General features: G+C 63.3%; 9 protein-coding genes. 5 read left to right on the top strand and 4 right to left on the bottom strand.

What is annotated here, in order from left to right; all coding sequences use genetic code 11:
* Window positions 1-59: 59 nt before the first annotated feature.
* The 4 genes from KWO_RS13430 to KWO_RS13445 are packed head-to-tail and all read left to right on the top strand — an operon-like array spanning window position 60 to window position 3,767.
* The gene (locus KWO_RS13430; protein ID WP_010378323.1) at window positions 60-2,048 is read left to right on the top strand and encodes a heme lyase CcmF/NrfE family subunit; all 1,989 of its coding nucleotides are present in this window, start codon (window positions 60-62) and stop codon (window positions 2,046-2,048) included.
* Window positions 2,045-2,587, top strand: a complete 543-nt coding sequence (locus tag KWO_RS13435) for a DsbE family thiol:disulfide interchange protein (protein WP_010363696.1) — start codon at window positions 2,045-2,047, stop codon at window positions 2,585-2,587. Before KWO_RS13430 ends, KWO_RS13435 begins: the two co-directional genes overlap by 4 nt.
* A complete protein-coding gene (locus tag KWO_RS13440; protein ID WP_010363698.1) occupies window positions 2,587-3,072 on the top strand; it encodes a cytochrome c-type biogenesis protein in 486 nt (161 codons plus the stop codon). The genes KWO_RS13435 and KWO_RS13440 overlap by 1 nt, the downstream gene beginning before the upstream one ends.
* Window positions 3,072-3,767 carry a tetratricopeptide repeat protein gene (locus tag KWO_RS13445; protein WP_017112215.1) on the top strand — a complete coding sequence of 232 codons (696 nt, stop codon included), beginning with the start codon at window positions 3,072-3,074 and terminating at the stop codon, window positions 3,765-3,767. Before KWO_RS13440 ends, KWO_RS13445 begins: the two co-directional genes overlap by 1 nt.
* A 144-nt stretch (window positions 3,768-3,911) precedes the next feature.
* On the opposite strand, the gene KWO_RS13450 is transcribed toward KWO_RS13445, so the two are convergent.
* A complete protein-coding gene (locus KWO_RS13450) occupies window positions 3,912-5,984 on the bottom strand; it encodes a PAS domain-containing protein (protein WP_017112216.1) in 2,073 nt (690 codons plus the stop codon).
* Complete coding sequence (locus tag KWO_RS13455) at window positions 5,971-7,488, bottom strand: ATPase domain-containing protein (protein WP_010378335.1); 1,518 nt, start codon at window positions 7,486-7,488, stop codon at window positions 5,971-5,973. The genes KWO_RS13450 and KWO_RS13455 overlap by 14 nt, the downstream gene beginning before the upstream one ends.
* Window positions 7,489-7,790: 302 nt before the next feature.
* Here KWO_RS13455 and KWO_RS13460 point away from each other — a divergent pair, with 302 nt between their 5' ends.
* The gene (locus KWO_RS13460) at window positions 7,791-8,135 is read left to right on the top strand and encodes a response regulator (RefSeq protein ID WP_026112085.1); all 345 of its coding nucleotides are present in this window, start codon (window positions 7,791-7,793) and stop codon (window positions 8,133-8,135) included.
* Window positions 8,136-8,249: 114 nt separating this feature from the next.
* On the opposite strand, the gene KWO_RS13465 is transcribed toward KWO_RS13460, so the two are convergent.
* The gene (locus KWO_RS13465) at window positions 8,250-11,105 is read right to left on the bottom strand and encodes a hybrid sensor histidine kinase/response regulator (RefSeq protein ID WP_010378337.1); all 2,856 of its coding nucleotides are present in this window, start codon (window positions 11,103-11,105) and stop codon (window positions 8,250-8,252) included.
* Between the two features lie 519 nt (window positions 11,106-11,624).
* Complete coding sequence (locus KWO_RS13470) at window positions 11,625-12,608, bottom strand: IS5 family transposase (protein WP_017113471.1); 984 nt, start codon at window positions 12,606-12,608, stop codon at window positions 11,625-11,627.
* Between the last annotated feature and the right edge of the window lie 38 nt (window positions 12,609-12,646).

The following is a 12,646-nucleotide window of genomic DNA, read 5'->3' on the forward strand; positions in this document are numbered from 1 at the left end:
CTTCTGGTTGGTGCCACGTCCGTCGATGATTTCCCTCCATTCCACCCTGCGATTCGCCCATGACGCCTGAACTCGGCCAGATCGCACTGATCCTGGCGCTATTGTTATCGCTTGCCCAGGGCGTGCTGCCGTTGATCGGCGCGTGGCGCGGCAATACCGCGTTGATGGGCATTGCGCGGCCTGCGGCGGTGGGCCAGGCGGTATTCGTGTGGATGGCGTTCGGCTTGCTCGCCTGGTCGTTGTTGTCGCTGGATTTTTCGGTTGGCTACGTCGCCGCCAACGCCAACATCGCCCTACCCTGGTACTACCGCTTCGCTGCGGTGTGGGGCGCGCACGAAGGCTCGTTGCTGTTGTGGATCGCCATCCTCGCCACCTGGACGGTGTTGCTGGCCGCCCTCAGCCGGCATCTGCCGCAGCATTTCGCCGCCCGTGTGCTGGCGGTGCTGGGGCTGATCTCGGTGGGCTTTCTGGCCTTCATCCTGCTGACCTCCAATCCATTCGGGCGGCTGTCGCCGATTCCGCTGGATGGCAACGAACTCAATCCGGTGCTGCAGGATCCGGGCATGACCTTCCACCCGCCGGTGCTGTACACCGGCTATGTCGGCTTTTCGGTGGCGTTCGCGTTCGCAGTGGCGGCATTGCTCGGTGGCGAACTGGAACAGGCCTGGGTGCGCTGGGCGCGGCCGTGGACCAATGTGGCATGGGCTTGCCTCACCGCCGGCATCGTCGCCGGTAGCTGGTGGGCGTATGCGGAACTGGGCTGGGGCGGCTGGTGGTTCTGGGATCCGGTGGAAAACGCCAGCTTCATGCCCTGGCTGGTCGGCACCGCCTTGCTCCACACCCAGGCAGTGACCGAAAAACGCGGTAGCCTGCGCGCGTGGACCATCCTGCTGTCGATCCTGGCGTTTTCGCTGTCGCTGCTGGGCACGTTCCTGGTGCGCTCGGGCGTGCTGACCTCGGTGCATGCCTTCGCTGCCGATCCGCGTCGCGGCTTGTACATCCTCATTTTTCTGGTCGCGGTGGTCGGCGGCTCGTTGCTGTTGTATGCGCTACGCGCGCCCAAGATTGCCAGCGGCAAACCGTTCGCTGCCGCCTCGCGCGAAACCGGCATCCTCATCGGCAACCTGCTGCTCACCGTGGCTGCCGCCATGGTGTTGCTCGGTACCTTGTTCCCGCTGATTGCCGATGCGTTCGGCCTGGGCAAGGTGTCGGTCGGGCCGCCCTACTTCGGCCTGCTGTTTCCCTTATTGATGTTGCCGGTGGTGCTGTTGCTGCCGTTCGGCCCGTACCTGCGCTGGGGCAAGGCCGAAGCCGCACCGTTGAAGGCACTCGGCACGCGCGCCGGTATCGCCGCGATCGCCTGCGCGTTGGTCGGCAGCGTGGTTGCCGATGGCCAGGCCAAGGCGATTGCTGGCATCGGTGTCGCCGCATGGGTGGCCGCCGGCACCGCGTTGTACGTGGTCAAACGCTGGCGAGACATGCCGCGTGGCCGGCGCTTTCCGGCTGAAATGGCCGGCATGCTGATCGCGCATGCGGGCGTTGCAGTGTTCGTTGCCGGCGTGTTGGTGTCCGAAAGCCTGTCGGTGGAACGCGATGTGCGGTTGTCGCCCGGCGAGAGCGCGCAGATTGCCGGCTACCGCTTCCGCTTCGACGGCGTGCAGTTGGTGGATGGGCCGAACTGGAAGGCCGAACAAGGCGGCGTGCAGGTCAGCCGCGACGGCCAGGTGGTCGCGCAATTGCATCCGCAAAAACGCCTGTACAGCAGCGAGCGCATTCAGACCGAATCGGCGATCGATCCCGGCGTCACCCGCGACCTGTATGTGGCACTCGGCGAGCCGCTGGATGATCAGCACATCGAAAACGACTGGACACTGCGGTTGTACTACAAACCCTTCATTCGCTGGATCTGGGCCGGCGGCCTGCTGATGATGCTGGGTGGTTTTGTCAGCGCCTGCGCACGTCGATTTCGTACGCCGGCGACCGCAATCACATCGGCCGCATCTGCAGCACATCCGGCTGTCGTCATCGCACAGGAATCGCTCCCGTGAATCGTCTACTGCCCTTGCTGGGCTTCCTGTTGCTGGCAGCACTGTTCGGCTTCGGCATCTTGTGGACGATGCAGCACAATCCGCGCGATGTGCCTTCGCCGTTGATAGGCAAACCGGCACCAGCGTTCTCGTTACCGCGACTGGATCAACCCGAACAACGCGTCAGCCGTGATCAATTGCTGGGCAAGCCGTACGTGCTCAATGTGTTCGGCAGCTGGTGCGCCGAATGCGTGCACGAACACCCGGTGCTGATGGCGCAGGCCATCCGGTTGGGCGTGCCGCTGATCGGCTACAACTACAAGGATGTGCCCGCCGATGCCACCGCCTGGCTCGCGCGACTCGGCAACCCGTATGCGCTGATAATCGCCGATGAAGCCGGCCAGACCGCCATCGACTTCGGCGTCTACGGCGCGCCGGAAACATTTCTGATCGATGCGCAGGGCATCATCCGCTACAAGCACATCGGCGTGCTGACCCCGGATGCCATCAACGATGAGTTGCTGCCGGCCATTGCCGCGCTGCCCAAGGGAACGCCGTGATGGCGTCGGCGCGTCACACACTGCTGTTGCATTGGCGCACAGAAGGCCGGCGTGTGCGCCTGCTGCTGGTGTTGCTGCTTGGTGTGCTGCTGGCGCCCTCGCTGGCGGCGCAGGCGGTGGACCCGCTACCGTTCAAGAACCGCAGCGAGGAGGCGCGCTATCAGCATTTGACCGCGCAATTGCGTTGCCTGGTGTGCCAGAACGAAAACCTGGCCGATTCCAATGCCAGCCTTGCGCGCGACCTGCGGCATCAGGTGTTCGCGCAACTGCAGGCCGGCAAGAGCGATGCGCAGATCAAGCAGTACATGGTGGAGCGCTATTCGGATTTCGTGCTGTACGACCCACCGGTCAAGCGCGGCACCTGGCTGCTGTGGTTCGGGCCGGCGCTGATGTTGGTTGCCGGTGCGGGCGTGGTGATCCACACCGTGCGCAAACGCGCGCGCGCCGGGACACCGGTGGCGCCGCAGGCTGAGGAAGAGTGGTGATGATGGGTTTTTATGTCGCAAGCGCAGCCCTGGTGGTGGTGGCGTTGCTGCTGTTGTTGGTGCCACTGCTGCGCCACCCCACCGGCAATACAAACGCGCGCTACAGCTTGTCGATTTTATTGGTGCTCGCCCTGCCGTTAGCCACTGCCGGTTTATATCGGCTGGTGGGCGCGCCGGAGGCGATGGCCACGCGTGTGTATGCGTCACAGCCGCCGCAAGCCGAGGCGACAGCACCAGCTACCGCGCAGGCGCAGGCTGCAAGCACCGCTGCCGCCCCCCAGGAACAGGCGCTGGAACGCTGGATGCAGCAGGCCAAAACGGACGAGCAGAACGACCGCCCAGCCGACGCGCGTGAGGCCTATGCGCAGGCGCTCAAGATCGCGCCCGACATCAGCGCCGCCATTGTCGGCTGGGTGGCAGCAGATATGGCCACGCATAGCGACTTCGCCATTGATGCAGCCTCGCGCACACGATTGCAACAGGTGATTGCACGCGAGCCGGACAATCAGCGCGGCCTATGGTTGCTCGGCATCAGTGATTTTCAGCAGCAGGACTTTGCCGCGGCCACCGCACATTGGCGCCATCTGCATGGCTTGCTGGAAACTGGCTCGCCGATGCAGAAAGCGGTGGCAGACAAGATCGCGGTGGCCGAATCGATGGCCAGTGCGCGGCAGTCCGAGCGTGGCGCGCGCTGAGGCAGGCGGCTGCTGGGTGGCTGGCCCTGATGCGCGATGGCTGCCACGCGAGGCGATTAAACAGCGCACGTATTAGGCGAGTAACAGGCTCCATGCGATGTCCATGCCCAGCTGACGACACTCGCTAAGTTGTGCTACTCACTCTCAGACCGACGGCCCCAGCACTTCGTGCAGCTTTCCGCTGAACTCGCCCAGGGTGAATGGCTTGGCGATCATACTCATACCTTCGCCGAGAAACTCGCCACGGTCGCGCGCCGTTTCCGCGTAGCCGGTCATGAAGATCACCGGCAAATCGCGCCGCGACTGCCGCGCGATCTCGGCCAACTGGCGCCCGTTGAGGCCCGGTAAGCCGACATCGGTGACCAACAGATCGATCTGTCGTGGCGAGGCCAGAATCGGCAGCGCCGCGTCCGCATCGGCCACCACGTCGGCCTGGTAACCCAGTTCGCTGAGCAATTCGGTGACCAGCAACCGTACCTGTTCGTCGTCTTCCACCACCAGCACTTGCTGGCCCTGCCCGGCCAAAACTGCATCGCTCTGCGTGGGCGGCAACACGCTTTGCACGGAAATCCCGGCGGGCAGATACAGGCTGACCGTGGTGCCCGCGCCTTGCTGCGATTCCACCCACACCTGGCCGTTGGACTGCTGCATGAAGCCGTAGATCATCGACATGCCCAGGCCGGTGCCCTGGCCGGTCGGCTTGGTGGTGTAGAACGGCTCGAATACGCGTTCCCGCACATCCGCCGGCATGCCGGTTCCGGTATCGGCCACCGACACCACCACGTAGTTGCCAGGCGCTAACGCGATGCCACGACCGAGTTCCAGCGGCTGATCGTCCACCTGCAGGTGGCGCGTCGCGATGCGCAGCTGCCCACCATCGGGCATGGCATCGCGCGCGTTGATGGCCAGGTTGAGTAGCGCGCTTTCCAGCTGATTTTCGTCGACGTACGCCTGCGGCAGATCTGCTTGCAGATCGGTTTCCAGGCGCACCGACTCGCCCAGCGTGCGCGTCAACAACTCCTGCAGCGACACCACCAGATCGTTCAATTGCAGATGCCGCGCTTGCAGCGATTGCCGACGCGAAAACGCCAGCAGCCGCTGGGTGAGCGCGGCCGCGCGCAAGGCCGACGCCGAGGCCACATCCAGAAAGCGGCCCAGCCCTTCGGTGCGCCCCTGGTCGATGCGCAGCCGCGCCAGATCCAGCGCAGACAAAATGCCGGTGAGCATGTTGTTGAAATCGTGCGCGATGCCGCCGGTGAGCTGGCCCACCGCTTCCATCTTCTGCGCCTGGCGCAATGCTGCTTCGCTGGATTCGCGCGCCAGCATCTGTTGCTGCAGTTCAGCGGTGCGTTCGACCACCTTGGCTTCCAGCACGCTGGCCTGCTGCTGCATCGATTCCAGCGCCAGCGCGCGCGCGGTCACATCGGTGGCGAACACATGGAAACCATCCACCTGGCCATCCGCATCGAAGCGCGGCATGTAGCGGATTTCTGCCTCGCGGCGGCGCCCATCGGCATGCGGCCAGCTGGTCTCGATGGTCAATGTCTGCCCCGCCAAGGCCGCCTCGATCCAGGCGTGGCGCTCTTCGACCATCGCAGGCCCCACCACGTCCGCCAGCGGCTTCCCGATCACATTGGCAGGCGGCACGCCGATCCAGTCTTCGTAAGAACGATTGGCGAAGCGGTACACCAGGTTCTTATCGATAAAGGCAATCAGCACCGGCAGCGCATCGGTCACGCGGCGCAGTTCGGCTTCGCTCTGCGCAAGGGCCGCACGGCTCTCGGCCAACTGCGCCATCTGGTCGCGGATCACGAACTGCTTCTGCCGCGAGCGCAACGCAGTGGAGATGGCGCTCAGCAACGAGGCCGAACTGAGTGGCCGTTCCAGCTCGATGACATTGGTCATCTCCGCCGGTAAACGCATATTTCGCTGGTTATGCGCACCACGCGGCGTGCGCAATAACACGAACGGAATGTCCGACCACGCCTGCTGGTCCTGCAGAATGTGCGACAGCGCATGCAAGTCGCCGCTGATCGCTTCGTCGGTCAGCACCACCACGCCGGAGGCGTCGTGCAGATCGCCCGCCAGCGCGGCCAGCGTGGCGTAGACGCGACGCGTCAGCCCACGTTCGCCGACGATGCCGGCAATGCTTTCGGCATCGCGGCCGAACGGCGCGATGATGTGGACGATGGAGCCGTCCGGGTCACAGATAGTCAAGGGGACGATCCAGCAATGGCTCTTCGTCTCCAACGAACTGCGGCGTCCCGGTCAACACACCGTGGAATTTCTCCAGCGGCTGGCTCAGCTGCAGACCATTGCTCCCGACGCGCAATTCACGGATCGCATCTTCATGCGCACCGCTGCGATTCTTGATCACCGACAACGCCTTGCGAATGCGTCCCTTCGCCTCGAAAAAGCGCAGCAGGATGACGGTGTCGGCCATGTAGGACACATTGAGACTGCTGCTGGTCGCCATGCTGCCCACCAAACCCTGCTGCGGATTGATCAGGAACGTGGTCACGCCGCTTTGGTTGAGATACGACAACAGCTCGTGCATTTGCAGCATCAGCTGCTTTTCCTGCGGCATCGACGACAGATACCCGTTGAGGCTGTCGATCACCAGAATGCGACAGCCGCGCTCTTCCACGCTGTCACGCACCGTCCAGGCGAACTCGCCCGGAGTGAGTTCGGCCGGGTCCATCTGGTGCAATTCCAGCAGTCCCAAATCCAGATACTTGCGCAGATCCATGCCCAGGCCTTCGGCACGCTTCAACAAGGTCCCGGTGCGCTCATCGAACTCAAGCACGCAGCAATGCTCGCCGCGCTCACACGCCGCCACCAAGTACTGCAACGCCAGGTTGGTCTTGCCAGCCCCGGCAGGCCCGGTCAGCAAGGTACTGGTGCCGCGCAACGGGCCGCCATGCAGCAATGCATCGATACGCTTGACACCACTCGGCACTGGCTCGCCGACGAACGGGGTATGGTGATCGGAGGCGATCAGACGCGGATAGATACGCATGCCGCCGGTGACGATGGTCAGATCGTGATACCCGGCGATGAAATCCACGCCACGCAATTTCTGCACCTGCATGCGCCGCCGCGCTGCGCCGAAATCCAGCGTCATGCGCTCCAGCGAAATCACCCCGTGGCACAAGCTATGCAGATGCGCATCGCGCTCACCATTCTCGCCGGTGAGATCGTCCACCAGAAACACCGTGATGTTGCGCGGCGCGAAATACTGCTTGAGCGCCAGCACCTGGCGGCGGTAGCGCAGCGAATCCTGCGCCAGCAGGCGCAACTCGGACAGCGAATCGAACACCACTCGCGTTGGCTTGACCCGGTCCACTTCGGCCTGGATGAGCTTGATGGTGCCATCCAGCTCCATTTCCCACGGATGCAGGATGGATTGTTGCCGCCCATCGCCCAGAAACGCCTCTGCCGATGCCAGTTCGAAGATGCCCAACGCATCCAGCGACCAGTTGTGCGAGGCAGCCACCTCGGTGAGCTCGTCGATGGTTTCAGACAAGGTCACATACAGGCAACTCTCGCCCTTGGCCGCACCATCCAGCAGGAACTGCAGTGCGAGCGTTGTCTTGCCGGAGCCAGGTTGGCCTTCGAGCAGGTACAAACGATTGGGCGGCAGACCACCACGCAAAATGGTGTCGAGCCCGGTGCTGCCAGTAGTGATGCGGTTTGCGCTCATCGGCTTCACGTTCTTCATAGACCTGAATTTATCACGCAGGCGTTACGAGTCAGTACGCGCGCGACTGAATTCATCAGCTTGCCGCGCTTGACGCGGCGCTGCAATCGCTGACGTGACCTTCGTCGCAAGACGGCGCCGACATGGCTTCTTGGATCTTTCTTCTGCTATCGAATGGACGGACAAACGACTTCGTTACAGCAACTTTCGTTATCCCACGCCTCCATCACGCAACCGCGCCTACCGTGACCGGAGAAGCACACCGCAACTGTTGCGATTAATCGAGGACCGCAGTGACTGACGCATCACCCAACGCACGCATCCTGTTGGTCGAAGACGACGACGCAATCCGCGAAATGGCTGCAGATATTCTTGGCGACGAGGGCTACCACGTGGTGGCGTCCGCCGACGCCGAACAAGCGCTGACGCAACTCACTAAAGCATGTCCGTTCGATCTGCTGCTGTCCGACATCTGCCTGCCTGGCATGAACGGACGCGACCTTGCCGATAAAGCACGCATCATTTGCCCCGCGCTGCCCATTGTGTTCATGACCGGCTATGCGGGCGAAATCGCCAAGCGCGCTGACTTCCTCGATGCCGGCATGCGTCTTTTGACCAAGCCATTTTCGTTGCGCGATCTGCTGGGCATCGTCCAAACGGCACTGTAAGCAAACACAACCGCACCTAAAAGCTGGCATCTGTTGCGCCAGCTTTTAGGCGATCGCGTGACGCACGTTGTCAGGCTGCATGTTGTTACTCGTAGCTAACGCGACTCGCAAAGCTTACTGCACGCGCCGCTCCAGCAATTGCGCCATCCGTCGCTCCAGCTCGATTGCCTGGAAGGGCTTGGTCAACACCTCCATGCCCTCATCCAGCTGCCCTGCGCCCACCGCAGCCGTGGCGGCATAGCCGGTGACAAAAAGCACCGGCAGTGCCGGCCGCGACTGCCGCCCAGCATCGGCAACCTGGCGCCCGTTGAGGCCGCCGGTCAGGCCGACGTCCGTCACCAACACATCGATGTGCTCGTGCGAGCGCAAACGCTCTATCGCCGCATTGCCCTCGGCGGTTTCGATCACGCGGTAGCCGGCTTCGGTGAGCACCTCGGAGATCAAAACGCGGATCGCGGTTTCGTCTTCCACCAGCAACACGGTGTAACTCTGCGAAGCGTTGCGCTGCAGCGGCCGGTTCGAAGGCGTTACGTCATCCTGCGGCAATACGCCGGTGAAACGCGGCAGATACAAGGCCATGGTTGTGCCCACGCCCACTTCCGAATCGATGCGCACGTGCCCGCCGGATTGGCGGGTGAATCCATAGATCATCGACAGGCCCAACCCGGTGCCCTGGCCGATCGGTTTGGTAGTGAAAAAAGGTTCGAACACCTTGGCCATCACCTCGGCGCTCATGCCGGTCCCGGTATCTTGCACGCTCAGGCACAGGTAATCGCCGGCAGGCAACTCCAGCTGCTGGGCGGCCGCGACATCCAGCGTGCGGTTATGCAGGCTGATGGTGAGCTCGCCGCCATCGGGCATGGCATCGCGCGCGTTGATGCACAGGTTGAGCAGCGCGTTTTCCAGCTGCGGCGCGTCCACCAACACCTGCCACGCTTCGTCAGCCGGACGCAGCTGCAAGGCGATCGAAGGGCCCAGCGTGCGCGCGATGATGTCGTGCATGTCGCGCACCAGCGCCTCCACGTCCACCGCGGTCGGCGCCAGCGTTTGTCTGCGCGAAAACGCCAGCAGCCGCTGCGTCAACGCGGTGGCACGCGCCGCGCTGGATTGCGCCATCTCCACATAGCTGTCCAGGCGGTCGTACTTGCCCTGCTCGATGCGCGTCTGCAGCAGTTCCAGGCCAACGCTGATGGCGGTGAGCAGATTATTGAAATCGTGCGCCAGCCCGCCGGTCAGCTGCCCCACCGCTTCCATTTTCTGGCTCTGACGCAGCTTTTCTTCGGCCAGCAACAACGCCGCGCTACGTTCGCGCACGCGCTCTTCCAGCGTTTCGGTGAGCTGGCGCAGCTGCTCTTCGGCGACGCGCTTGTCGGTGATATCGGCCGAGGTACCGAACCACTCGGCAATCCGCTCTTGCTCATCCAGCAGCGGAATCGCGCGCATCAAGGTCCAGCCCACGCGTCCATCAGCGCCGAGCACGCGGTATTCCACATCCACGCCGGACCTGTTGGCAGTCGTCTGCGCCAGCACGTCTGCCAACCGCGCGCGGTCGTCCGGGTGCACCATCTCCTGCCAGTGTGGCGTAGCCGAAACCGCCTCACTCAACACACCATCGCCCACCAGTTGGCGCAGCTGGCGCCAATCTGCGCTGGCGGAAAAAATCGACTGCGAGGAGGCGCGTACCAATGCATCCAGGCGCCGTTCGCTCTTTTGCAAGGCTTCGCTCGCCAGCCGCTCGGCGGTACGGTCGCGCAGCACCTTGACGAACCCGATCGCCTCACCGGTTTCTTCGCGCAGTACCATCAACGAGCCGTTGGCCCAGAACCGCTCGCCGGATTTGCGCACGTGCCAACGCTCGTCCATGCCGCTGCCGCTTTCCAGCGCCGCCGCAGCTTCGATCAGCATCTGGCGGCGCTCGACATCTTCCGGAGTGAACGTGCGCTGCAACGATTGGCCGAGCATTTCGGCCTCGCTCCAGCCCAGAATGCGCCGCGCGCCTTCATTCCAGGACGTCACCCGCCCGTGCATGTCGGTGGCGATGATGGCGTAATCCATCACGCTGTCCAGGATCTGCCGGTTACGCACCTCGGCCTCGCGCACCGCGCGTTCCAGGCTGATGCGATCGGTGATGTCCAGGCCCTGCACGAAGATGCCGGAGATGGTGCCATCGGCGCCGGCGATCGGCTGATAAACCAGATCCAGCAGGCGCCGTTCGCTGGGGCCGCCCGGCACGGCTTGCACGTTGTACGGCAGTGCATTGGCCGCAAACGCACGCCCAGACCGATACACCTCATCCAGACGAAGCAAATGCCCCTGCTCCGCTGCATCGGGCAGTGCCTCGGCCAGCGGCCGCCCGATCACATCGCGATGGCCGATCAGCCGTGAATAGCACGGGTTGGCGAACTCCACCCGATGCTGCGGCCCGCTCAAAAAGGCCATGAACATCGGCGCCTGCTCAAACAGCCGAATCAAGCGCTCGTGTTCGTCGGCCAGCCGCGCTTGCGCCAGCTTGCGTGCAGTGACTTCGTTGGTCACGCAGAACGCGCCGCCCACCTGGCCATCGTCCAGATAGATCGGCGAGAACGAGAACGTCCACCAGGTCTGCTCCGGCACGCCGTAGCGGTTCATGCCGATCGGCAGTTCCTCGAAGCGCGAGGCCTGGCCTGCGAACGCTGCCTCGATCGGCGCACGCACGGCCTCCCACGCATCGGCCCAAAATTCACGCAGCGGCGCGCCCAGCGCCTGCGCATGGCGCGGGCCCAGGATCGGCGCATAGGCATCGTTGTAGAAAAAGGTCAACGCATCGCCCCACACCACATACATGCTCTCGGGCGAACCCAGCATCAGCTCGATCGCATTGCGCAGCGGAGATGGCCACTGTGCGGTGGGTCCCAGCGGGCTCACCGCCCAGTTGCGGTCGCGCACCGCCTGCGCCATGACGCTGTCACCGTGCGGAAACCTCGTATTCATAGGGTGCTTGCCTGCACTGCGTCTGCGCGCAGGCAACCGCTCCGGCAGGCGCCGCGCATGACTGCGGCGTCGCCTGCTATGCGCTTATGCATTGCCCATCCGTACATCGTTTCCAACCGTTGAAGCCGAGGTAGCCAGCTTGCGCATCACTTGTCGGCGAGACGGAGTGCGCACGCGGTCGCCCATCATCTGGCCTATGACAGTTGGCGTCCAGCCACCTCGGGCGCAGTGACTGAACAAGTAGCTTCCCCTGCCGTGTTTGCGACACCGTGCAGCGTGCGCAACGGCCAACGCAGTTTTTGGCCTGCACGCATTTGAGCGTGCCCGGTTGCGCGCCGCTCAACAGCGCAATTTCGCTTCAGCAGCCAAGCGGCCAGGCATTTGCGCTTGGCCAAGGGGCACCTAAGGATGGTCTGATCAACGCGACCGGAAAACGAAGCAACCGCATCCGCCGCGCTGAGGGCGCTCAAATCGCCGATTTTTTGCCGGTTTCGGCACGTTTGCGGGGTGTTGCCTGGATTACAGGCACAGCTTCCCCGCAGCAGGCATTAACGCTTTGCGCGTCAGCCACAGATTCGATAGTGCAAACAGCGTCAGCACCTGTGCGGTGTTCTTCGCCAAACCGCGATAGCGCACCTTGACGTAACCAAACTGACGCTTGATCACCCGAAACGGGTGTTCCACCTTCGCACGCAGGCTGGCTTTGGTGTGCTCCCAGCGCTTGGCCAACTTCAGTTCGCGCTTATTCTTGATCTGCTTCAGCTTCGAGGGCTTCTCCGCGATCAGGTAGCGCAGCGTGCGCTTGCCCTTCATCTCATCGCGCTTGTCCAGCCCGGTGTAGCCGCTGTCGCCGCTCACAGTGTCTTCCTTGCCGTGCAGCAGCTTGTGCGCCTGCGTGATGTCCGCTGCGTTGGCCGCCGTGCATTCCACGTGGTGCACCAGGCCCGACTCATCGTCCACCCCGATGTGCGCCTTCATCCCGAAGAAGTACTGGTTGCCCTTCTTGGTCTGGTGCATGTCCGGATCGCGCTCGCCATCCTTGTTCTTGGTCGAACTTGGCGCCGCAATGATCGTGGCATCCACGATCGTCCCGCCCCGCAGACTCTGCCCTTTACGCGACAGGTGCGCGTTGACCCGGTTGAACAGCTTGCGCGCCAAATCATGCCGCTCCAGCAAATGCCGGAAGTTGAGAATCGTCGTTTCATCCGGCACCTCATCCAGCCCGCCGATCTTCGCAAAACGGCGCATCGACACCGTGTCGTACAGTGCTTCTTCCGCCGATGGATCGCTCAGTGCGTACCACTGCTGCAAAAAGTGGATGCGCAGCATCGTCTCCAGCCGATACGGCTGTCGCCCCGGCTGCCCCGACTTCGGGTAGTGCGGTTCGATCAGTGCCAGCAGATCCTTCCACGGCACGACCTGGTCCATCTCGGCCAAGAACACCTCACGCCGCGTCCGCTTGCGCTTGCCGTTGTACTCCGCATCGCCGAAGGTCAGTTGCATCGTCGTTGTCCCGTTGCGTCTGTGTGATTGTCGCAGGA

It is taken from the genome of Xanthomonas vasicola pv. musacearum NCPPB 4379, assembly GCF_000277895.2.
GTDB lineage: Bacteria > Pseudomonadota > Gammaproteobacteria > Xanthomonadales > Xanthomonadaceae > Xanthomonas > Xanthomonas vasicola.